The sequence below is a fragment of the Peteryoungia ipomoeae genome (assembly GCF_004912165.1).
In the GTDB taxonomy this organism is placed as follows: Bacteria; Pseudomonadota; Alphaproteobacteria; order Rhizobiales; family Rhizobiaceae; genus Allorhizobium; species Allorhizobium ipomoeae.
Map to the genome: position 1 here is coordinate 697,014 of NZ_STGV01000001.1, position 22,710 is coordinate 719,723.

20 protein-coding genes are annotated in these 22,710 nt (G+C 59.2%); 10 read left to right on the forward strand and 10 right to left on the reverse strand.

What is annotated here, in order from left to right; translation table 11 throughout:
* The first annotated feature begins 164 nt into the window (after positions 1 to 164).
* From gltA to FAA97_RS03315, 6 genes are all read left to right on the forward strand, one after another.
* Positions 165 to 1,454 (forward strand): citrate synthase, encoded by a 1,290-nt coding sequence (gltA, locus tag FAA97_RS03290; protein ID WP_136597088.1) that lies wholly within the window; start codon positions 165 to 167, stop codon positions 1,452 to 1,454.
* A gap of 212 nt (positions 1,455 to 1,666) precedes the next feature.
* Positions 1,667 to 3,556 (forward strand): peptidylprolyl isomerase, encoded by a 1,890-nt coding sequence (locus FAA97_RS03295; RefSeq protein WP_136597089.1) that lies wholly within the window; start codon positions 1,667 to 1,669, stop codon positions 3,554 to 3,556.
* Between the two features lie 22 nt (positions 3,557 to 3,578).
* Positions 3,579 to 4,601 carry an anthranilate phosphoribosyltransferase gene (trpD, locus tag FAA97_RS03300; RefSeq protein WP_136597090.1) on the forward strand — a complete coding sequence of 341 codons (1,023 nt, stop codon included), beginning with the start codon at positions 3,579 to 3,581 and terminating at the stop codon, positions 4,599 to 4,601.
* 8 nt (positions 4,602 to 4,609) lie between these two features.
* Positions 4,610 to 5,425: an indole-3-glycerol phosphate synthase TrpC gene (gene trpC, locus FAA97_RS03305; protein ID WP_136597091.1), complete on the forward strand. Its 816-nt coding sequence runs from the start codon at positions 4,610 to 4,612 to the stop codon at positions 5,423 to 5,425.
* Entirely contained in the window at positions 5,422 to 5,919 is a 498-nt protein-coding gene (moaC, locus tag FAA97_RS03310; protein WP_136597092.1) for a cyclic pyranopterin monophosphate synthase MoaC, read from the forward strand. Before trpC ends, moaC begins: the two co-directional genes overlap by 4 nt.
* Positions 5,919 to 7,130, forward strand: coding sequence for a molybdopterin molybdotransferase MoeA (locus FAA97_RS03315; RefSeq protein ID WP_136597093.1), 1,212 nt, complete (start codon positions 5,919 to 5,921; stop codon positions 7,128 to 7,130). The genes moaC and FAA97_RS03315 overlap by 1 nt, the downstream gene beginning before the upstream one ends.
* A 26-nt stretch (positions 7,131 to 7,156) precedes the next feature.
* On the opposite strand, the gene FAA97_RS03320 is transcribed toward FAA97_RS03315, so the two are convergent.
* From FAA97_RS03320 to FAA97_RS03340, 5 genes are all read right to left on the reverse strand, one after another.
* Positions 7,157 to 7,600, reverse strand: coding sequence for a hypothetical protein (locus tag FAA97_RS03320; protein WP_136597094.1), 444 nt, complete (start codon positions 7,598 to 7,600; stop codon positions 7,157 to 7,159).
* Between the two features lie 103 nt (positions 7,601 to 7,703).
* Positions 7,704 to 9,341: a CTP synthase gene (locus FAA97_RS03325; protein ID WP_168800937.1), complete on the reverse strand. Its 1,638-nt coding sequence runs from the start codon at positions 9,339 to 9,341 to the stop codon at positions 7,704 to 7,706.
* Positions 9,342 to 9,474: 133 nt separating this feature from the next.
* Positions 9,475 to 9,849 (reverse strand): preprotein translocase subunit SecG, encoded by a 375-nt coding sequence (gene secG / locus FAA97_RS03330; RefSeq protein ID WP_136597096.1) that lies wholly within the window; start codon positions 9,847 to 9,849, stop codon positions 9,475 to 9,477.
* 104 nt (positions 9,850 to 9,953) lie between these two features.
* Positions 9,954 to 10,724, reverse strand: a complete 771-nt coding sequence (gene tpiA / locus FAA97_RS03335; RefSeq protein WP_136597097.1) for a triose-phosphate isomerase — start codon at positions 10,722 to 10,724, stop codon at positions 9,954 to 9,956.
* A 116-nt stretch (positions 10,725 to 10,840) separates the two neighbouring features.
* On the reverse strand, positions 10,841 to 11,719 hold the full coding sequence (locus FAA97_RS03340) for an alpha/beta hydrolase (RefSeq protein WP_168800938.1): 879 nt from the start codon (positions 11,717 to 11,719) through the stop codon (positions 10,841 to 10,843).
* 219 nt (positions 11,720 to 11,938) lie between these two features.
* On the opposite strand from FAA97_RS03340, the gene parE reads away from it, so the two are divergent.
* The 3 genes from parE (at position 11,939) to FAA97_RS03355 (ending at position 16,125) form a co-directional block, all read left to right on the forward strand.
* On the forward strand, positions 11,939 to 14,002 hold the full coding sequence (gene parE, locus FAA97_RS03345; RefSeq protein ID WP_136597099.1) for a DNA topoisomerase IV subunit B: 2,064 nt from the start codon (positions 11,939 to 11,941) through the stop codon (positions 14,000 to 14,002).
* Between the two features lie 285 nt (positions 14,003 to 14,287).
* Positions 14,288 to 15,481: an AI-2E family transporter gene (locus tag FAA97_RS03350; protein WP_136597100.1), complete on the forward strand. Its 1,194-nt coding sequence runs from the start codon at positions 14,288 to 14,290 to the stop codon at positions 15,479 to 15,481.
* A 215-nt stretch (positions 15,482 to 15,696) separates the two neighbouring features.
* Positions 15,697 to 16,125 carry a hypothetical protein gene (locus tag FAA97_RS03355; RefSeq protein ID WP_136597101.1) on the forward strand — a complete coding sequence of 143 codons (429 nt, stop codon included), beginning with the start codon at positions 15,697 to 15,699 and terminating at the stop codon, positions 16,123 to 16,125.
* Positions 16,126 to 16,131: 6 nt separating this feature from the next.
* Here the strand turns inward: FAA97_RS03355 and FAA97_RS03360 are convergent, their stop codons facing one another.
* The 3 genes from FAA97_RS03360 to FAA97_RS03370 all read right to left on the reverse strand — a co-directional run bounded on the left by FAA97_RS03360 (position 16,132) and on the right by FAA97_RS03370 (position 18,657).
* Positions 16,132 to 17,271, reverse strand: coding sequence for a DUF2336 domain-containing protein (locus tag FAA97_RS03360; RefSeq protein WP_136597102.1), 1,140 nt, complete (start codon positions 17,269 to 17,271; stop codon positions 16,132 to 16,134).
* Positions 17,272 to 17,458: 187 nt separating this feature from the next.
* On the reverse strand, positions 17,459 to 18,073 hold the full coding sequence (locus tag FAA97_RS03365; protein WP_136597103.1) for a flavin reductase family protein: 615 nt from the start codon (positions 18,071 to 18,073) through the stop codon (positions 17,459 to 17,461).
* Positions 18,073 to 18,657 (reverse strand): nitroreductase family protein, encoded by a 585-nt coding sequence (locus tag FAA97_RS03370; protein ID WP_136597104.1) that lies wholly within the window; start codon positions 18,655 to 18,657, stop codon positions 18,073 to 18,075. Before FAA97_RS03370 ends, FAA97_RS03365 begins: the two co-directional genes overlap by 1 nt.
* A gap of 110 nt (positions 18,658 to 18,767) precedes the next feature.
* Between FAA97_RS03370 and FAA97_RS03375 the strand changes: the two genes are divergently transcribed.
* Positions 18,768 to 19,712 carry a hypothetical protein gene (locus FAA97_RS03375; protein ID WP_246041324.1) on the forward strand — a complete coding sequence of 315 codons (945 nt, stop codon included), beginning with the start codon at positions 18,768 to 18,770 and terminating at the stop codon, positions 19,710 to 19,712.
* A 33-nt stretch (positions 19,713 to 19,745) separates the two neighbouring features.
* Here FAA97_RS03375 and FAA97_RS03380 read toward each other — a convergent pair whose 3' ends face one another.
* Positions 19,746 to 20,600, reverse strand: coding sequence for a lysophospholipid acyltransferase family protein (locus FAA97_RS03380; protein ID WP_136597105.1), 855 nt, complete (start codon positions 20,598 to 20,600; stop codon positions 19,746 to 19,748).
* Positions 20,601 to 20,711: 111 nt separating this feature from the next.
* A complete protein-coding gene (gene thrS / locus FAA97_RS03385) occupies positions 20,712 to 22,709 on the reverse strand; it encodes a threonine--tRNA ligase (RefSeq protein WP_136597106.1) in 1,998 nt (665 codons plus the stop codon).
* Position 22,710: the final 1 nt, after the last annotated feature.

Consider the following 22,710-nt stretch of genomic DNA (forward strand, 5'->3'; position numbering starts at 1 on the left):
CTTTACATCTTCGAACCGTTCGGTTCGATTGGCACCGTTTTCGCGATGCACAATTTGCCCTTTGGCTAGGTTGGCATTAACTTCCGTATCATATAGCTACATCATCACGCTTAACTGACGGCGCCTTCCATTTGGCGCCATCCCGCCATTTTCGGAGGATCAGCATGACGGACAAAAGCGCTTCTTTGCAACTCGGTGACAAGGCGGTCGACCTGAGCGTCAAAGCCGGCACGATCGGCCCTGACGTCATCGACATCGGCTCCCTTTACAAGCACACCGGAGCGTTCACCTACGACCCTGGCTTCACGTCGACAGCCTCCTGCGAATCCAAGATCACCTATATCGACGGTGATGAAGGCGTTCTCCTGCATCGCGGCTATCCTATTGAACAGCTTGCAGAAAAAGGCGACTTCCTTGAAGTCTGCTATCTGCTGCTCTACGGCGAACTGCCAACTTCTGCGCAAAAAGCAGATTTTGACTACCGCGTGACGCATCACACGATGGTGCATGAGCAGATGTCGAAGTTCTTCTCGGGCTATCGCCGCGACGCACACCCCATGGCCGTCATGGTCGGCACCGTCGGCGCCCTCTCGGCATTCTACCATGACTCGACCGACATCACGGATCCGCATCAGCGCATGGTTGCCTCGCTGCGCATGATTGCGAAAATGCCGACGATTGCCGCGATGGCGTACAAGTATCACGTTGGCCAGCCCTTCGTGTACCCGAAGAACGACCTCGACTATGCGTCGAACTTCCTGCGCATGTGCTTTGCTGTCCCCTGCGAGGAATATCAGGTCAATCCTGTTCTGGCGCGCGCCATGGACCGCATCTTCATCCTGCATGCCGACCATGAGCAAAACGCCTCGACATCGACGGTACGCCTGGCTGGCTCCTCGGGTGCGAACCCATTCGCCTGCATTGCTGCTGGCATTGCTTGCCTCTGGGGTCCCGCCCATGGCGGCGCGAATGAAGCAGCGCTCAACATGCTGCAGGAAATCGGCTCGGTTGACCGCATTCCGGAATACATCGCCAAGGCCAAGGACAAGAACGACCCGTTCCGCCTGATGGGCTTCGGCCACCGCGTTTACAAGAACTACGATCCGCGCGCCAAAATCATGCAGAAGACGATGTATGAGGTGCTCGAAGCGACCGGCCACGGCGACGATCCGCTGATGAAGGTGGCACTCGAACTGGAGAAGATCGCGCTCAACGATCCCTACTTCATCGAGAAGAAGCTTTACCCGAACGTCGACTTCTACTCCGGCATCACACTGCGGGCGCTTGGCTTCCCGACCACGATGTTTACCGTTCTCTTCGCACTTGCACGTACGGTCGGCTGGATCGCGCAGTGGAATGAAATGATCGAGGATCCGCAGCAGCGCATCGGTCGCCCTCGCCAGCTGTATACGGGCGCTCCCAAGCGGGACTACAAACCCCTCGGCCAGCGTTGACACTGGCATCAAACTTGGAAAAAGGCCGGCTTGTCCGGCCTTTTTTACGTTGTGGCGCAAGCTTCCGCGAAGATGTGAAGTGAGATGCCGGCAGCTTTAGGCCTTGATTGCGGTTTTCGGCTTTCCGCGCCTTCATTTCCCGGCGCGTTTGTTCTAAGGAAGTCCACCCAATTCGTTAGAGGTAACGATCCGCAAGGAGTTTAGGCGTCCCGATGCTCGTGTTCTTGAGAAAAGCTTCCCAGACCATTTTCGCAAAATTGCTCCTGCTGTTGCTGGTTGTTTCGTTCGGCGTGTGGGGCGTTTCTGCGTCCCTGTTCAGCACGCAGTCCGACACCGTGGTTGCCGTTGGCGATCAATCCGTGTCGATGAGCGATTTCGCATTCGCCTATCAGCGCAATTTGTCGGAGATGAGCCAGCGCTTCGGGACGCAGTTGACGACGGAGCAAGCCCGTAGCCTGGGCGTCGAGAATCAGGTTTACGCCCAGCTTGCTGCAGGGGCTGCGCTCGATCAGCTTGCGGTCGACATGAACCTTGGACTGTCCGAGGATCGCCTTGCCCAATTGATTGGCGAGGACCCGGCTTTCATCAATGCCGCTGGCAATTTTGACAAGTCCCTCTTTGTCAGCCGCCTGCGCAATGCGGGGCTTCGGGAAGAAGACTATATCAACGAGCGCTCACGCGTTGCTGTTCGCAGCCAGATTGTCGATGCGACCTCGGAAGGCTTTGCCGCACCAAAGGTGTTGCTCGATGCCATCCGAGATCATCGCTTCGAGAATCGCGACCTCGACTACCTGGTCCTCACCAACGGTCAGATCGATCCGATTTCACCCCCGACTGAGGATGTCCTCAAGACGTGGTTCGAGGCGGCCAAGGCGCGCTATCGTGCTCCGGAGTATCGCAGCTTCTCCTATGTGAAGCTGGAGCCGTCCGATATCGCCGATCCACAGACAATCGGGGCCGAGCAGGTCGCGGCCGAATATGAGCGGCTGAAGGCAACGTTCGAAATCAAGGGAACGCGCACCATCGAGCAGTTGAGCTTTGCCGATCGAGCCGCCGCAGATGCCGCCGCCGAAAAGCTGAAACAGGGCGCGACCTTCGATCAACTGGTGGCTGAGCAGGGCAAGACTGCAAGTGACGTTCTGCTTGGCGACTATGCCCGTGATGCCCTGCCAGACGTCGCAATTGCCGATGCCGCCTTTGCCGTTGCCAAAGAAGGTGAAACCACGCCAGTCATTGAGGGCGCTCTGGGGCCTGTCATCGTGCGTGTCAGCAACATCAAGGAAGGCCGCACCAAGCCTCTGGAAGAAGTCAGAGACGAATTGCGGGCATCGCTCGCAGAAACGGCCGCGATCGCCGACATCAATGCCGTGCATGACCAGTTTGAAGATTTTCGCGCTGGCGGCTCGAGCCTGAAAGAGGCCGCCGAACAGCTGAAACTCAATTCCGTGGCGGTTGCCGACATCGACAGCCGGGGCAATGATGCAAAGGGCGAGGCAGTCGCCGGGCTACCGGAAAGCGCCAGCCTGGTTGCCGAAGTGTTCCGCAGCGATATCGGGCTGGAAACCAATGCAATCAGCCTCGGGCGGACCGGCTATATCTGGTTTGAAGTCACGGACATCAAGGCGGAGCGGGATCGGACCTTGGATGAGGTGCGCGAGCGGGCGATTGCCGACTGGACAGCTGAACAACAGCGCGCGGCGCTTGGAAAATTTGCCGAAACGCTCCGCCAAAGGGTGCAGGATGGAACACCCCTCGAAACGGTGGCTTCCGAACTCGGGCTTGTTGTTGAACGCAAGGCGAGCGTTACCCGCCGGACCGAGGACCCCGTTCTTGGGTCGGCGGCTGTCATTGCTGCCTTCAGCGGTCCAGTGGGCACAGCGTCTTCGGCAGCAGGTGGCGATCCGGCAACGCAGATCCTCCTGAAAGTGGCAGCGGTCCGGACAGAACCGACGGGCATGGCCCAACCCGGCGAAGAAGATCAGTTGGCCAACCTCGCGAACGCCGCGGGCGATGACATTCTCGATCAAATGGTCAATGCCTTGCAGTCGAAATACGGCGTCAGCATCAATCAGACCTTGGCACAACAAGCCATCGTCCGCTGATTGTCATTTGGGGAGTGTGTCCATGTCCGGTATGAAGCCCTTTCTCGCAAAGATTGCGACACGCCAGCCGCTGACCCGGCAGGAAGCAAGCGCCGCCTTTGAAATCCTGATGTCGGGCGAAGCGAGCATGGCACAGGTTGGGGCTTTCCTGATGGGCCTGCGCGTGCGCGGCGAGACCGTGGACGAGATTGCAGGCGCTGTCTCCATCATGCGCGACAAGATGATCACGGTGGACGCACCGGAAGATGCGATCGACATTGTCGGCACGGGTGGCGACGGCACCAACACTTACAACATCTCGACACTCGCTGCCTTGATCGTTGCCGGCGCTGGCGTGCCGGTTGCCAAACACGGCAATCGCGCATTGAGCTCGAAGTCGGGAACGGCGGACGCTCTTTCGCAACTCGGTGTCAAACTCGACATCGATCCCGAGATGATTTCGCGCTGCATTAGGGAGGCTGGGATCGGCTTCATGTTTGCGCAATTGCATCACCCCGCAATGCGCCATGTCGGTTCTGCCCGTGTCGAATTGGGCGCCCGGACGATTTTTAACATTGTCGGCCCGCTTTCGAGCCCGGCCAGGGTCAAGAAACAGCTGTTCGGTGTCTATTCGCCGGAATGGCTCCTGCCAGGCGCCGAGGCACTGCGCGATCTCGGGCTCACCAACGCCTGGGTGGTTCATGGCAGCGGGCTGGACGAGATTACGACAACGGGACCGAGCATGGTCGCCGAGTTGAAAGATGGCGAGATCCGCAGCTTCGAGCTGACACCGGACGACTTCGGTGTGGCGACCGTCTCGCTCGATGCCATCAGGGGCGGAGATGGCGAAGTCAATGCAGCAGCTTTGCGCGACGTCCTTGATGGTGCCAAGACCGCCTATCGTGACGTGGCGCTCTGTAATGCAGCTGCGTCCCTGATCGTTGCAGGCAAGGCGGCTGACGTCAGCGAGGGCATGCATCTCGCCAGCCAATCGCTGGACGGCGGGGGGGCTGCTGCAGCGCTTGCCAAGCTCGTCGCCATTTCCAATTCCGCTGTTGCGAGCTAAGCTTGGCCATGACCGACATTCTGAAACAGATCGAGATCTACAAGCGCGAAGAAATCGCTGCAGCGAAGTCGGCGCGGCCGCTCGACAGCCTGAAGGCGGCCATTGAGGCCCAATCGGCTCCCCGCGGCTTCTACAACGCACTGCGCGCTGCTCAGGCGGAAAGCCGATTTGGCCTGATCGCCGAGATAAAGAAGGCAAGTCCTTCCAAGGGGCTGATCCGCCCGGATTTCGACCCACCGTCACTCGCCCGGGCCTATGAGGCCGGTGGTGCCGCTTGCCTCTCGGTCTTGACCGACACTCCGAGCTTTCAAGGCGCGCCCGAATTCCTGGTCGCGGCACGCAATGCCTGCGCCCTTCCGGCACTGCGCAAGGATTTCATGTTCGACAGCTACCAGGTGCATGAGGCGCGTGCTTGGGGGGCGGACTGCATCCTTTTGATCATGGCATCGCTCTCCGACGACCAGGCTGCCGAACTCGAAGCTGTAGCGCTCTCGCTCGGGATGGACGTACTGGTCGAGGTGCATGATGCGGAAGAAATGACGCGGGCCTTGAAGCTCACCTCCCCGCTGATCGGCATCAACAACCGCAATCTACGCACCTTCGAGGTCAGCCTCTCCGTCAGCGAAGACCTGGCAGCCATGGTTCCAGCCGATCGGCTACTGGTCGGCGAAAGCGGCATTTTCACCCATGCCGATTGCCTGCGCTTGCAGAAAAGCGGCATCAGCACCTTCCTCGTTGGCGAAAGCCTGATGCGACAGAACGATGTGGCGGCAGCCACAAAGCTTCTGCTCACCGGTGGCGATAGCGCACTGGCAGCCGAATGACCGGCGCAGCTGGCGGACTGACCCATCTTGGCGCTTCCGGGGAAGCGCATATGGTCGATGTTGGCGACAAGACCGAAACGGTGCGCATTGCCGTCGCTGAGGGCCATGTGCGCATGGCAGCCAGCACCTTGGACACCATCCGCGCTGGCAATGCCAAGAAGGGCGACGTGATTGGCACGGCACGTATCGCCGGCATCATGGCCGCCAAGCAGACGGCCAATCTTGTTCCGCTTTGCCACCCCCTGATGCTGTCGAAGGTGTCCGTCGAGATTACCGAGGACGACACCCTGCCCGGCCTTCGTGTGGAAGCAACCGTCAAGCTTACCGGCAAGACCGGTGTTGAAATGGAGGCGCTCACGGCTGTCTCCGTTTCGTGTCTGACAATCTATGACATGGCAAAGGCTGTCGACAAAACAATGGAGATCGGCGGCATTCGCGTGTTGGAAAAGACCGGCGGCAAATCCGGTCCGTTCCGCCATCCGGAGGCCGGTTGATGTCGCTGCTTTCAGTCGAGGAAGCGCAGGCAAGATTGCTGTCCAGCATTCGTCCGGTTCGCGAAACCGAGACCCTGCCCCTCCACGACTGCGATATGCGCGTGCTGGCTGTCGATCTGCAAGCCCGCCTCACACAGCCGCCCTTCAATGCGTCTGCCATGGACGGATATGCTCTGAAGGCTGCTGACGCGGCAGAGCCTGGCGCTATTTTACGCGTCATCGGTGAATCGTCTGCGGGTCATGGATTTGACGGCAGTGTGCAGCATGGCGAAGCGATCAGGATCTTCACCGGCGCGCCGGTTCCTGACGGTGCCGATTCGGTGCTGCTGCAGGAAGATGCCGAAAGGCTCGACGAAGGAAAGGTCCGCACGACATTTCCGGTGACGCCTGGTCGGCATATCCGGCCGCATGGTCAGGATTTCCACGAGGGCGAAGTGGCCTTGACCGCAGGCACCCTCCTCGATTTCACGCGGATCACGCTGGCGGCGGCAATGAACCACGCGGCCCTGCCCGTCTACCGTAAACCGCGTGTCGCGATCATTGCCACCGGTGACGAGCTTGTGTCTCCTGGTCAAAAGCCCAGTGCGCACCAGATCATCGGCTCCAACACATTCGGCATTGCCGCACTTGCCCGCAGCCTGGGCGCCGACGTTATCGACATCGGCATCGTCGGTGATAGCAGCGCCCAGATCGCGGATGCGATTGCCGGGGCTGAAGCCGCCAAGGCGGACGTTATCGTCACCCTCGGCGGAGCCTCCGTCGGCGACCATGACCTTGTGCAGTCGTCTTTGCTTGCCGCCGGGATGGTGCTTGATTTCTGGAAGATTGCCATGCGTCCCGGAAAGCCGCTGATGGTCGGAAAACTCGGCGACGTGCATGTGCTAGGTCTGCCGGGTAACCCGGTATCAAGCATGGTCTGCGGGCTGCTGTTTCTGGAACCGCTTCTGGCCGCCCTCGGGCACCTCCCGGTACCGAACCGGATGACAAGTGCCAGGCTGCTCAGCCCGCTTGCGACAAACGATCGCCGCCAGGATTATCTGCGCGCCAGGCTGACGAAAACCGAAAATGCCGACTGGACGGTCGAGAGCTTCGGCAAGCAGGATTCGTCGATGATGAAAATCTTCGCGCAGTCGGACTGCCTGATCGTGCGGCCACCCCACGGGCCAGCGCTTGCGGCTGGCGATATCTGTCCGATCATGCTGCTGCGCTGATCATCCAGACTGGCGCAACAAAGAGTCTATTCGGCAACCATCTTGCCCTCCAACGGACCGCTTTCCTCAAAGCCCAAGCGCTGCTTGATGAAGTTCTCGATGTCCTGCTCAACGGCCATGCGTTCTTCCTCGGGAAGTTCAGCAATCTCCTCCTCCGTCAAACCGTGAGCCTCGAGATACTCATCACGCAGCCGTTCGGCCAGGGACTTGTTCGCGAGATCGTTGAATTCTGCAGCAAGGTCATTCCTTGCAAGCGCAGCCTTCTCGGCATCCTTGCTGTAATAGACATCTGTCTGCAGCAGCCAGAGGCTGCTGTTAAGAGCCTTTGACGATGTGTCCATTTCAACGCTGCTAGATCCACCTGCCGCTGCCGGCCCTGAACTGCGGGCAGCCTGTTCCTCCTGGTTTACCCGGACGGGTGTTTTGTAGAACGCCGAATAGATCGTGTTGTCGCCGACTCGCATCATCATCTCCGTTTTCTCTACCGGAGATTGCTGTCCTCAACTTGCGTGTAGCTGGAAATGACAAAACCCGGCGCGAAGCCGGGTTTTGGAGACTTGTCGAAGAACGATCTCAGACGAGGCGGCTGCGATCCAGTGCAGCCCCGATGAAGCTTGCAAACAGCGGGTGCGGATCGAGAGGCCTGGACTTCAGTTCCGGGTGATACTGCACACCGATGAACCATGGGTGATCCGGATACTCGACCGTTTCCGGCAGTAGACCATCCGGCGACATGCCGGAAAATACGAGGCCGCAGCTCTCAAGGCGATCCTTGTAGTCCACGTTGACTTCATAGCGGTGACGATGGCGCTCGGAGATATCCGTCGAACCGTAGATCTCCGCGATCTTTGTGCCCTTCTTGAGGGCTGCCTTATAGGCACCAAGGCGCATCGTGCCTCCCAAATCCCCTGCCGAAGAGCGCTTTTCCAATTCGTTGCCCTTCATCCACTCGGTCATCAGGCCAACGACAGGCTCGTCAGTGCGACCGAACTCGGTCGACGAGGCATTTTCAATGCCAGCAAGGTGACGCGCAGCTTCTACGACAGCCATCTGCATGCCGAAGCAAATGCCAAAATACGGCACCTTGCGTTCACGGGCGAACTGCGCCGCCAGGATCTTGCCTTCAGAACCACGCTCGCCGAAGCCGCCGGGAACGAGGATTCCGTTGACCTTCTCAAGCCAAGGGGCCGGATCTTCCTTTTCGAAAATCTCCGACTCGATCCATTCCAGCTTGACCTTCACGCGGTTGGCAATGCCACCGTGATAGAGCGCTTCGATCAGCGATTTGTAAGCATCCTTGAGGCCGGTATACTTGCCGACGATTGCGATCGTGACTTCGCCCTCCGGCGTGTGGATACGATTGCAGACATCTTCCCAGGCATCCAAACGCGGCTTCGGGGCCGGCTCGATGCCGAAGGCCGCCAGAACTTCGTTGTCGAGGCCTTCCTTGTGGTAGGCCATCGGCACATCGTAGATGTTGGCAACGTCAAGTGCCTGGATGACCGCGCTTTCGCGGACGTTGCAGAACAGCGAGAGCTTGCGGCGCTCGGCCTGCGGGATCTCTCGGTCGGCACGCACCAGCAGAATGTCCGGATGAATGCCGAGTGCCTGAAGCTCCTTGACGGAATGCTGCGTCGGCTTGGTCTTCAGTTCGCCGGCTGCCGGGATATAGGGCATCAGGGTCAGATGCAGATAGACGGCCGTGCCGCGCGGCAGGTCATTGCCGAGCTGACGGATTGCCTCCATGAACGGCATTGCCTCGATGTCGCCGACGGTGCCACCGATCTCGCAGATGACGAAATCGTAGTCGTCATTGCCTTCGATGACGAAATCCTTGATCTCGTTCGTGACGTGCGGGATGACCTGAACCGTCGCGCCGAGGTAGTCGCCGCGGCGTTCCTTGTCGATGATGTTCTTGTAGATGCGACCCGTGGTGATGTTGTCGGTCTTGGTGGCCGACCGCCCCGTGAAGCGTTCATAATGACCGAGGTCGAGGTCCGTCTCGGCACCGTCGTCGGTGACGAAGACTTCGCCGTGTTGAGTCGGGCTCATGGTGCCCGGGTCAACGTTGAGATAAGGGTCCAGCTTGCGCAAACGTACGCGGTAACCGCGTGCCTGCAACAATGCTCCGAGTGCCGCGGCCGCAATTCCTTTGCCAAGAGAGGAAACCACGCCGCCAGTGATGAATACATATCGCGCCATGGGCTTCACCGGATACCGTTTAAGATGCAATTGCGCCAGCCCTAACTGTCATTGTCCAACAAAATAATGCGGGCGGCGGAATCACGACAAAAGAAAACCGGCGGACCGAGGAGATCCGCCGGAGCGATGAAATGCGTACCGATCAGTTGTTCGGAACAGCCGTCGGGTCAGCAGGAGCCGGTGTCGCAGGAGCCGGGCTCGACGGCGCGGCGCCGGGAAGCTGGTCAAGAACGCTACCGCCCTGCTGGGTCGTTCCATTGCCGGCCGGGATACGGTCGAGAATGTCTGTCGGCCGGGATTCGTAGCGGGCAAGTATGCCGAGCGCCAGAGAAATCACGAAGAACAGCGTGGCGAGGATTGCCGTGGTGCGGGTCAGCGCATTGGCCGTTCCACGCGCCGACATGAAGCCGGAGCCACCACCCACGCCAAGGCCACCGCCTTCAGAGCGCTGAATGAGGACGACGCCGATCAGGGCGACGACGACCATCAGATAAATTACGAGCAATACGGTCTGCATTGAGTGTCCATCCTGCCCGCGACGGGCAAAATCTGTAAGGGTTGGCGGCTCTTTACATGAGAGGGGCGGGCAAAGAAAGCCCCTCCCCGCATTTCAGCCGCAGTTCAGGCGGTCAGGTCGGCATATGCCCGGTATATGGCGAGGAAATCCTCGGCCTTCAAGCTCGCACCGCCGACCAGCGCGCCATCCACATTGGCAACGCCCATCAGTTCCTTTGCGTTGGATGGCTTGACCGATCCACCATAGAGAATGCGCATGAGCTTGCCGCCTTCGCCAAACCGCTTGACCAGCTCGGCACGCAGAAAGGCATGCGCTTCGGCCACATCCGCCGTCGTCGGCGTGACGCCAGTCCCAATTGCCCAGACGGGTTCGTAGGCAATCACGATCCGCTCAGGTGTGGCGTCATCGGGAACGGAGCCTGCAAGCTGGCGCTTCAAGATGTCGAGGGTCTGGCCAGACTTGCGCTCATCGGCGGTCTCGCCAATGCAGACGACAGCCGTCAGATCTGCCTGAATTGCAGCTTCTGCCTTGGCGCGAACAAGGTGGTCGGTTTCGGCATGGTCCGTCCGTCGTTCGGAGTGACCAACGATGACATAGGTGCCGTAGCAATCTGCGATCATCTCGGCAGAAATATCACCCGTATGGGCGCCCGAGGCGTTCTGATGGCAGTCCTGTGCGCCAATCTCGAGCGGGCTGTCGGTTGAAAGCGCTGTCGCGACATAGAGCAAGGTTGCTGGTGGGCAAAGCAGACTGTCGACCTTGTCGGCAAGATCTCCTTGCACGCCCGCGGCGATCGCCTTGATTTGGTCGAGCGAAGCGCGGGTGCCGTTCATCTTCCAATTTCCCGCAACGAGCGGACGCACATCTGGTGTCATTTCGTACAAAACCCCTTGCTAGTATCAGAGGGAACTAGCAAATCCAGTGATGGAAGGGAAGGTTTTCGCAATCGATTTGACCTGACACCGGACCTATCCGGCATTCCCGCGTTGAATTAACCTTCAAGGATCCAATTCAACACCTGTCGCCAATCGCTCATCCGCACGGGCGTGCCATGCGATCCGGTCTCGTAGACTGTCAGGCGAACATCCCGGCCGACTTTTTGCATCTTGTCATAAATTGCTTCGACATCGCTAACATTGTAGACGCTGTCGCGGCTGCCATGGGTGAACCATATCTTCAAATCGGCTTTGGCTGCAGCACTTTTGGGCAGTTCAGGATCAGGCGCGCCGCCGAGAATTGCCATTCCGGCAAGCTTGGAAACGGCGCCTGCGTCGCGACTGATACCCCAGCAAATGAAGCTCCCCATCGATGCGCAGGCGAGTACGACGGGCCGGCCACCGGAGCGCTGCGATGCATGATCGATCAGGGCCGCGGTCGCAGCGACACCGTTTTCGTCAAACGTTGCGATGGAGGGCGCATAGTAGGTACCTCCATTCTCGCTCGCCAGATTCTTCAGACGATTGAAATTGCCACCAAAAGTGATGTCGTTCATGCCGAGACGCCGGTCGCCGCCCCGGCCGTGGATGAAGATAACGGAAAAGGCCTGGCCGTCGTCGCGTCCGACCCGCGCCACGTCCAGAGGTCCACTGGAGAGATCGAGTGTCTGATTTTCCTGCTGCCGCCGGACCTTCAGTGACACGTAGCGATCCTTCACCCGGCGCTCCGGAATGCTGTCGCGGCCATTGATGTCGCGCATTTCGTCGTAATCGACACGCAAGAATCGGCCGTTGTCGCGCGTTTCCAAAATCCGCTGGCTTGAGAACAAGTCATCCTTGAACGGCTTCAGCACATCGGCTCCGACTGCGGCGCCAGACAGAAACGGAAAGAGAACACAGCAAACCGTTGCAGCGCGAAAATAGATTGTGGACATCTGCATGGAAGACGGCATTCCTTTCAGCTGTTGCCTTGCGTTCGGCGGAAGGCCCACGCAAAGCTGCCCTGATTTGTTAGAGCGAGCGCCCTTTGGCACTTCGCACGCCCCTCGCCTTTCTGGCATACACCGGACGATTCGCGAACGCGATGTCTGAATTCGGGTGTCGCGAAGGCGACGCATAAGGCTGCCCGCAACAGTAAAGTATCGAACGACGCCATGGATGACAGCGATCTTTTTTCCTCGATGCCACAGCCCCAGAAGCCGGAGGCCGGGTTCGCCGAGGCTCCGGCAAAGCCTGCATCTGTCGTTCCGGCAGCGGCACCGGCTACGCCGCCGCCTGTTGGCGCAGCCGGTGAGGAATATGGCGCGTCTTCGATCCGCGTTCTTGAGGGGCTTGAGCCCGTTCGCATGCGTCCAGGCATGTATATCGGCGGGACGGACGAAAAGGCGCTGCATCATCTGTTTGCGGAAGTCATCGACAACTCGATGGACGAAGCGGTTGCCGGCCACGCAAACTTCATCGACGTACATCTCGATACCGAAGGGTTTCTGACGGTCACCGACAATGGACGCGGCATTCCTGTGGAGCTTCATCCGCAGGTGCCTGGCAAGTCCACGCTCGAAGTCATCATGACCAAGCTGCATGCCGGCGGCAAGTTCGACGGCAAGGCCTATGAGACCTCGGGCGGTCTGCACGGCGTTGGCGTGTCCGTCGTCAACGCGCTCTCTGACGTTCTCGAAGTCGAAGTCGCACGCAATCGCAAGCTCTATCGGCAGCGTTTTTCGCGCGGCGTTCCGCAGGGCGGGTTGGAAGAACTGGGCGAAGTCCATAATCGTCGCGGCACGCGAGTGCGCTTCCATCCCGATCCGCAGATCTTCGGTGAACACGCCAAGTTCGATCCGGGCCGTATCTTCCGCATGGCGCGCTCCAAGGCCTATCTGTTCGGCGGTGTGGAAATTCGCTGGAGCTGCGACCCGGGCATGGTGCCGGAAGGCGGCGACATTCCCGAGAAGGCCGTCTTCCACTTTCCAGGCGGCCTGAAGGATTACCTGTCAGCCACGCTTGGCAAGGAATTCACGGTCACGCGCGAGATTTTCGCCGGCAAGACGGAAAAGACCGGCGGTCATGGCGCGCTTGAATGGGCCGTCACCTGGTATGGCGGCGATCCGGCGATCCACTCCTACTGCAATACCATCCCCACACCTGAAGGCGGCACGCACGAAGCGGGCCTGCGCATTGCGCTCCTCAAGGGCCTGAAGAACTATGCTGAACTGACGCAAAACAAGCGCGCCAAGGACATCACGACCGATGACGTGATGATTTCCGCAGTCGGCATGCTCTCTGTCTTTATTCGGGAACCAGAATTCGTCGGCCAGACCAAGGACAAGCTGGCGACCGGTGAAGCGCAGCGGCTTGTAGAAAACGCACTCCGCGATCCCTTCGACCACTATCTCGCGGACAATCCGAACGAGGCCGCAAAGCTTCTCGACTGGGTTATCGAGCGCGCGGAAGAGCGCCTGCGTCGACGCAAGGAAAAGGAAGTCAACCGCAAGACGGCGGTGCGCAAGCTTCGCCTTCCCGGCAAGCTTGCCGACTGCGCACAGAATACCGCCGAAGGCGCCGAACTTTTCATCGTCGAGGGTGACTCGGCCGGTGGCTCGGCCAAGCAGGCGCGCAACCGCGCCAATCAAGCCATTTTGCCCCTTCGAGGCAAAATCCTCAATGTCGGTTCAGCGAGCCGCGAGAAGCTGATGGCAAACCAGCAGATCGCCGATCTGATCCAGGCGCTCGGCTGCGGGACGCGAACAAAATACCGCGAGGAAGATCTTCGCTATGAGCGCGTCATCGTCATGACCGATGCCGATGTCGACGGCGCGCATATCGCGTCGCTCCTGATCACCTTCTTCTATCAGGAGATGCCGGAACTGATCCGCGGCAACCATCTCTATCTTGCGGTCCCGCCCCTCTATGTCATCCGCCAAGGTGCAAAGACGGTATACGCTCGCGACGACGCCCATCGCGCGGAATTGATGGAGACCGTGTTCAAGAACAAAAAGGTCGAAATCGGTCGGTTCAAAGGCCTCGGTGAAATGATGCCGGCGCAGCTGAAGGAAACGACGATGGACCCGGCCAAGCGCACGCTCCTGCGCGTTGGCATTGACGAAGTGGATTTCGAGGGAACCCGGGATGCCGTCGATGCGCTGATGGGAACCAAACCGGAATCGCGTTTCCGTTTCATCCAGGAGCGAGCCGCATTTGCGGAAAACCTAGACATCTGAGTAACAGGCGGCGGTGGAATTGAACACGCCGCCTGAGACAGACACGGCCTATGAGACGCGCAGCGGCGCGTCGATGATAGCGGACCAAACGCGCTCACGGCAGGCTGCAGTCGCAAAGTCTTGTATGATCCACAATGGATGGCTCATAGTCTCAAGGTCGGGCGCAGCAAAACGTTACTTTCATGAGGCAGATTGTAGCACAGGCCAATCATCGCTTCGGACGACTTGTGTCTGTCACGACTATGCCCCATATGTCGGTGTCTAGAGTGCGGTGGAAATCACGTGATGAATTCTGAAGAACAGAGCCTGCAACGAGGGCCGCGTTGGCTGGGACCAAATAGGACTGGGCAGGCCGCGCTGATTACCCCTCTTTCAGCCGCCCGTTGGCTGCTGGTCCTGGTGGTCGCCGCAGCAATCTACTTCTTTCACGGATTTCTGGTGCCAGTGCTCGCGGCACTTGTCATCGCCTTTGCCAGCTGGCCACTCTACCGGCGACTGCTTGTGCATGTTGGCGGCAGCACCACGATTGCGGCGACACTCGCCCTTCTCGCGATCATTACATTTCTGGTCGTGCCCATCGGCATTGCCGTCAGCTATGCCGTGGATGAAATCCGCCAATGGATTGGATGGGCCGCCGAGGTCAATCGCACCGGTTCTGCCGCGCCTGACTGGATCGTGGCCCTACCCGGCGTTGGTGAGTGGCTCTCCGAGAGGTGGATCAAGCATATCGGCCAGCCCGGCGCGATAGGAGAACTGATCCAGCTCGTCAGCGGCAACAATATCGGCAATATCTACCGGGCAGTCATCGCTGCCGGCGACGGCGCCTTCCATCTGTTGCTCTCCCTGGTCTTCATGCTGATCGCACTGTTTTTCGTCTATCGCGATGGCGCAAGCTTTTCCCGTCAGATCGATCTTCTGGGCGAGCGCATCCTGCCCGCACGCTGGGAGCGGATCTCCCGTGTTGTGCCAGCGACCATCAGTTCGACGGTCACAGGCATGACATTGATTGCGGTGGGCGAAGGAATCATCCTCGGCATTGCCTATTGGCTTGCCGGTGTGCCCTCCCCCGTCACGCTCGGTGTTCTCACGGGCATCATGGCGCTCATTCCCGGCGGGGCACCGCTGTCGTTCACCCTTGTATCCGTCTACCTCGTGGCCAGCGGCTCGCTGGTGGAAGGCATCGCGCTGTTTGTGTGGGGCTCCGTGGAGCTGTTCATCGTCGATAAGACGGTGCGGCCGCGATTGGTCGGAGGCCCGATCAAGCTTCCCTTCCTGCCCACCTTCTTCGGCCTGGTGGGTGGCGTGAAGACGATGGGTTTTCTCGGACTATTCATCGGCCCCGTATTGATGGCGTTGCTGGTTTCCATCTGGCGCGAATGGATCCGCGAAGTGGAGCTTTCGACTGGGGAGCCCTCTGCCACGTCACCGACTGCCGACCATGCCATTCCGCCAGGTCGCGATCGTCGTTCTTTGCCCTGAAAACGCTCACTTGCTGATGGCAAGCAACGTCAGTTGAAAAGCGGGCAGAGCCACCTTCAACGACTGAGGAATACGCAATACCTACCAGCCAGGCCGACGTTTCCAGCGGGCTTAGAAGTCCCTCAGTCGCCAATGTCTATCCGTCGAAATCGTCTTGCTTTGGCTGCAATTCTCCGCTTGGTGTGCAGCATCGATCCAGACGAGCAGGAGCCAACATGAAAACCGCCGTGATCTTTATCACCATTCTTGGATGCGATGATAAGGTCAGTCAGTGCGAATTTCACGCGAGTCCGCCAGAGCGCTTCGTCTCCATCGCGCTATGCGATGCGGCGTCGGAAAAAATCCTCGAGCGCTATGGCGATATTGGTTATCCGACGGCGGTGGCCGTTTGCCAGGAGCCAGCAGCCGAGCCCGCGCCTGATGTGACAGTCCAAGCGCAGCCCGAGCCGTCTCAGCCGTCGAGCCCCGTCGCTGCGACCGGCGAAGGAACCGATTCGCACAAGAACAAGACTTTGGCTGCGCGCGCTGCGGAGCGTATCCGCCATGTGCTCCCCGGCACAAGTGACATCAAAATGATCTTTGAGACGCCGATCCACGTCGTATCGGACAGCTATTCCTGGGTGGCGAAGAAGATAACGCAGTAGCCCTGCTCAAGCGGCGGCCAGAGCTATTCCGGAAGCATAATCTCTTGCCAAGCGTCGCTCTTCGGCAATGGCGAGACGCTCGACCAGATCGAGCAACGCTGCGCCGGCATCGGAGAGCTCGGACGACATGCGGAACTTGCCGACAATTCGATGGGCAATGTTTTCGAGATGATAGTCGGCGGGGGCCTGGAAAATTTCGCGCCACTGTACAATGGCTTCGACAAAGATCGCGCTCACGTCCCGTGCAATGCCAGTCGCTTCGATCAGGGCGCGAACCGCGTGGAATCGACCGGTTGCCAAGATGGAGCGCACCCGACGCTCATCCATGCCCGAGATTGCGCTGAGCGCCGCGGAGAAGAAGTCCGTCCGACCGGCACACAGGCTGTGCATCAAAAACGCCGGGGTTAGCCGTCCGGCAGTCTGAAGGTGCTCGATCAGGCGGTTCAGTTCCTCGCCATGTACATCGGACAGCAACGCGATGCTGGCCGCATCACTTGCTTCTCTCGCGATGCGTTCCAGTCGCCGTTCGCCGATGGCGCCCAGAACAAGATCTGAACCGATCAGAGCTTCCGCCACGTACTGGACCAGCAGCTGACGCGTTTCGGCCGAAAGATCGGCCCGGTCCAGCAAACGCGCACGAACGCCTTCATCCCGGCCATGGCGGTCAGCAATTCGTTTCAACGTCCGCGCGGTGAAACGCGCAGCGGGATTTTCCAGAAGAACTTCGATTTCGGCTGCATCGCCGATCTCCGCCAGCGCCGCCGCCACGGACACGCTCACATTGCCGCGCGAAGCGACAAGCGCGCGAGTTTCCGTCGTTCCTCTTCCCGCAATATCAACCAGATCGCCGTCGGTCAGCACCGGGGAAAACAAAATAACCGGGCAAGCGATTTCCATCTGATCTTCGGCAAGCGACATCATGATGGCGCGTGGAGCGCAGGCCTCTCGTGCGAGCGCTTCAGCCAGCGCCAAGCGAACCTGTGGCGCCGGATCGTCGAGCAGGTAGGTCATGCCGATCTGGGCCGCCTGCTTTTCCTCTGGACGCATCCGGCCGCCTATATAGGCCTTGGCCAAGGCTGCCGCCGCGCGGGCACGATCTTGCGTCCTTGCGGTTTCAGTCCAACGAAGAAATGCTGCCACAATCACAGTTCTACCTACTCTTTACTGGAAAGCCCTGTATTTCCATGGAGTAGATCCTACGGCCAAAGGGTTTAAGAAACCTTCACCATAAGCCTTAACCTTACCGACCCGCTCACATCGAGGGCTGCTTTGACGTCCAGATCCGTTTGCAAGGCAGGCCTCAAGTGCTGAGGTGTGGTCGATCAGCGACCTCTTAGGGTGACGACCCCACAAGTGGTCGCTCCAATTCGAACAGCCCATCGATACCGGCGTAATCCATGTAGCCAAGCCGCATGATCGGATCTGCCAAGGCAAGATCGAACCGGCCGTTGTGGATCACCCTTTCGGCGATATGGATGCCCACCACCTGCCCGACCACCATGTGGCTGTCGGTCGACTTGCCCTCCATGTCTTGAAGTGTCGTGATCATTGTCGCACGGCATTCCAGGGCTGCGACTGCAGCCTGAACATAGGGCGCATTCACAAGCTGCGCCTCTGCCGCCTCAAGGCCGCTCAAGGTGAATTCATCCACTTCGGGCGGGACGGGAGCCGAAGATGAATTCATCGCCTTGAGCAAGGCGCGACTCACGAAGCTCACTGTGAAAACACCGGTCTCCTCGATGTTCCGAAGACTGTCCTTTCTCCCACTGGAAGCGAACATCACGAGTTTAGGCTTGTCCCCAACAGCATTGAAAAAGGAATATGGCGCGAGATTATTCACGCCATGGGACGACCGCGTGCCGATCCAGCCGATAGGTCGTGGCGCAACGATCGCCTTGAACGGATCATGCGCCAGCCCATGCCTGTTTGACTGCGTCTCGTAAAACATCAGCTCTCCGCTCCGCGCCAGCTGACGATATCATCAAGGTTCGGTCGCGGCCGTTCAGTGATCGGGAATGTCGTTGAACCAATGTGAATAAAGCCTGCCACCTTCTCATCCGGGGCAACACCCAGGAGATCGTGAGCACGGTCGTCAAACGCAAACCACTCCGACAGCCAGTTCGACACATAGCCATGGGCATTGGCGGCCATCAAAAGGTTCAGGCAGACGGCACCGGCCGACATGATCTGCTCCCATTCCGGAATCTTGGTGTGCGGGGCTGCCTTTGAGATGACCCCGACGACAACGGGAGCGCGTGTAAACCGGGATCGCTCGACAGCGATCATCTCCTCGGAAAGTTCCGGGTTCTTTTCGAGCGCGAGCCTCAGCAGCTCCTCCCCGATGATCCGGCGCTCTTCGCCTTGATAGACAACAAAACGCCAGGGCGCGAGCTTGCCATGATCAGGCACGCGAATCGCAAGTGTGAGAATCGCTTCGAGCTCGGCGCGGTCGGGACCGGGTTCGCACATCTGGAAAGCGGGCACCGAACGGCGGCTGGCGAGGTAATCGATCAGTTTGATATCGTTTTTCATTTCATAACTATCCAGTTTATATGCTGCCGAAGTGTCCGGTCTTGAAAATGCCATCGGCTTCGGTTTGAACTTGACCGCACTGGGAAGGAAGTCAACCTATCGTGTTCCGCATGCCACGTCCCCTCTTTGCCGCTTTCATTGCTTTCGTGACCCTGTCTGTCGCGCCTGTCCATGCTGCACGCGCGCAGGAGGCCTTCGAAACATTCAAGCAGCTCAACAGCTCTTCGAAAATGCCGAAGATGAAGGCCTTCACAGCGCCTGATCCTGCCGCTTTGGCCGCCATGACGCAAACACGGAGCGTGAAACTCGAAGCAAAGTTGGCGGGTAACGGCGCCGTCATGAATACCGGCCTTTCATGGCGGGTGTTCAGCCCAATCCCCGGCGCTGACGGAAAACTGCCGCTGCTTGCAAGCGCCGAGGGTGGATCTGCCGATTTCCGGCTGGCGCCAGGTGATTATTTCATCAATGTCTCGTTCGGCCGCGCGGGCGCGACGAAGAAGCTGTCGGTGCCCATCGACAAGGACGTCGAGCCGCAGGTCATGGTGCTGGACGCGGGCGGGCTCGTCCTCAACGCGACATCCGGGGCTGACACGCAAATCTCGGACAAGCAGCTAAGCTTTGACATCTATGCCCCAGAAGTCGGCGAGAACGGCGAACGCAAGATGGTGCTTGCAGATGTCAAACCCAACACGATCGTTCGGCTGAATTCGGGCACCTATCACGTTGTCTCGGAATACGGCACCATCAATGCGGTTGTTCGCGCCGACATCAAGGTCGCGGCTGGAGAATTGACCGAGGCGACTATCCAACACCGTGCGTCCCAGACAACGTTCAAGCTCGTTTCCGAAGAAGGCGGCGAGGCCATCGCCGACACAGCCTGGTCAATTGTTACGTCCGGCGGTGATATCGTTGCTGAAAGCGTCAGCGCCTTCCCTGTTCTCGTACTCTCAGAAGGCGAGTATACGGCGATCGCCCGCAACAAGGACGAAATCTACCAGAAGGATTTCGAAGTGGTGGCCGGCGTCAATCAGGACGTCGAACTGTTGCTTGAGTAGAGTGGTGCGGCTTATTTTGCCGCATTCCGACGCTCAGGCGGCTTTCTGCCAACGAGCACGAAAACCACGGGTTTTCTTGACGGGCGCCATGGCGAACACGGCTGCGTAAAGCTTCAACAGAAGATCCTTGCGATCGGAATAGGCGTTTAGGTCGCCCCAGGGCATGACAGTTCCAACACGCACCCGCATCGAAGACCCGGACAATCGTCTGAACTCGCGAATGAGCAGCGATATTCGCAGCGTCAGCGATACCTTGCTGGCCAAGTGGAACAGACGACCGTTCTGACCCTCGAAATAAACGGGAATCACATTCGCTTTCGCAGCCTGCACGAGCTTTGCCGGGAAGATCTTCCAAGGAAGGTCTTCGGCGCGCCCGAAGCCCGCTTTCGCCGTGGCAACGCCACCTGCCGGGAAAACGACAATGGTGACGCCTTCCTGCAGCAGCCGATGCGCCTCATGGCGGGTCTTCATGTTGATTGCCAGCGCTTCCTTGGTTTCCTCGAAGGATACCGGAAGCGAATAGGGTGCCATTTCCGGCACTTTCAGCAGTTCATCATTGATCAGAACTCGGAAGGGCCGATCCAACTGCTCGGCGAGCGCCAGAACGGCGATACCGTCGCCAATGCCGAACGGGTGGTTTGCAATGATGACAACTGGCCCATCCGGCAGATCGGCCGGTGGCCACTGCCCTTCGACCTTCAGATCGACATCGATGAGGTCCAGCATCTTGCCGAAAACCCGATCCGTCTTGCCGACAATATCGTTGCGCCAGATATCGTAAAGCCGGGTGAAGCGATCGCGCCCGGAGAGCCCCTCGATCGACCGGATGAACCAACGCTTGAACTTGGGATCGCGCTCGTTGGCATAAGACAGTTCTTTGAACTTCACAGATCAACCTCAGCTCGAGCGTTTCTCAAAGACCCGTCATAGGCAGCTTTCGTGACAATTGTCTGACAGGCCCGCTGCTGCAGGCCTGTCAGAACCTTCCGCGTAGGCGGATTACGCCATCTTGCGCGCAAGCTTGCGCCTGACGTCCGGCGCAGTCGCTTCGCCCGCCAACACGGCAACCGCCTCTGTAAGTGGCATGGACACCTGGTCCTGCGAGCCCAAGCGGCGGATGTTGACGGTCTTTTCTTCTGCCTCGCGCTTGCCGCAGACGATGATGACCGGAACCTTGGTCACCGAATGCTCACGGACCTTGTAGTTGATCTTCTCGTTGCGGAAGTCGGTTTCGACCTGCAGACCCGCATCGCGCAGGGCCTCGGCGACCTCACGGCCGTAGTCATCGGCATCCGAGGTGATCGTGGCGACCACGACCTGCAGCGGTGCAAACCAAAGCGGCATGTGACCAGCGAAGTTCTCGATCAGGATGCCGAGGAACCGCTCCATCGAGCCGCAGATGGCGCGGTGGATCATGACCGGCTGCTTCTTCTCCGACTTGTCGTCGATGTAGAAGGCGCCAAAACGTTCCGGCAGGTTGAAATCGACCTGCGTCGTGCCGCACTGCCATTCACGGCCTATGGCGTCGCGCAGGGTATATTCGAACTTGGGACCGTAGAAGGCGCCCTCGCCCGGCAGGATGCCGGTCTTGATGCGCCCACCGGACTGCTCTTCGATCTGCTTCAGCACCTCCATCATCACGCTCTCGGCGCGATCCCAGAGATCGTCGGTGCCGACGCGCTTTTCCGGGCGGGTCGAAAGCTTGACGACGACTTCGCTGAACCCGAAGTCCTCATAGACCGAGAGGATGAGGTCGTTGATGCGCAGGCATTCGGCGGCCATCTGGTCTTCGGTGCAGAAGACATGGGCATCGTCCTGGGTAAAGCCACGAACGCGCATCAGACCATGCAGAGCGCCCGAGGCCTCGTAGCGATGAACATTGCCGAATTCGGCGAGGCGCACCGGCAGCTCTCGATAGGACTTCAGCCCGTGTTTGAAGATCTGAACGTGACCCGGGCAGTTCATGGGTTTCAGTGCAAAGACCTTCTGGTCCGCTTCCTCATCATCGGGGTTCATGAAGGCATGGGCCGATTTAACGGCAAACATGTTCTCCTGATACCAACCCCAGTGACCCGAGGTTTCCCAGAGCGACTTGTCGAGGATCTGCGGCGCATTGACTTCCTGGTAGGTGCCTTCGAGACGACGGCGCATGTAGGAGGTCAGGGTCTGGAACATGCGCCAGCCCTTGCCATGCCAGAAAACAACGCCCGGGCCCTCTTCCTGGAAATGGAAGAGATCCATTTCGCGGCCGAGCTTCCGGTGGTCGCGCTTTTCCGCCTCTGCCAGGATATGGAGGTAGCGATCGAGGTCGTCCTGTTCGGCAAAGGCCGTGCCGTAGATGCGGGTCAGCATCGGATTGTTGCTGTCGCCGCGCCAATAGGCGCCCGCCACCTTCATCAGCTTAAAGGCCATGCCGATCTGGCCAGTCGAAGCCATGTGCGGGCCGCGGCAGAGATCGAACCAGTCGCCCTGATAGTAGATCTTCAAATCCTGGTCTTCCGGGATCGCGTCGACCAGTTCGACCTTGTACTTCTCGCCTTTGGCCTCGAAGACCTCCTTGGCCTTATTGCGCGACCAGACTTCCTTGGTGAAAGGCTTGTTGCGCTGGATGATCTCCTTCATGCGCTTCTCGATCTTCGGCAGATCGTCGGGCGTGAAGGGTTCATCCTTGGCGAAGTCGTAATAGAAGCCGTTCTCGATCACTGGGCCGATGGTCACCTGGGTCCCGGGCCACAATTCCTGCACGGCCTCTGCCATGACGTGGGCTGCATCATGGCGAATGAGTTCCAGCGCGCGCGGATCGGTGCGGGTGACGATTTCGATCTTGCCATTGACGACCGGGTCGGAAAGGTCGCGGAGCGTGCCGTCAAGCGCAATGGCCACGGCCTTCTTGGCAAGAGACTTGGAAATCGATTCGGCAACCTGGGCACCCGTGGTACCTGGGGCATAATCGCGGATGGAGCCATCGGGGAAAGTGAGAGATACGGAAGCGGACATA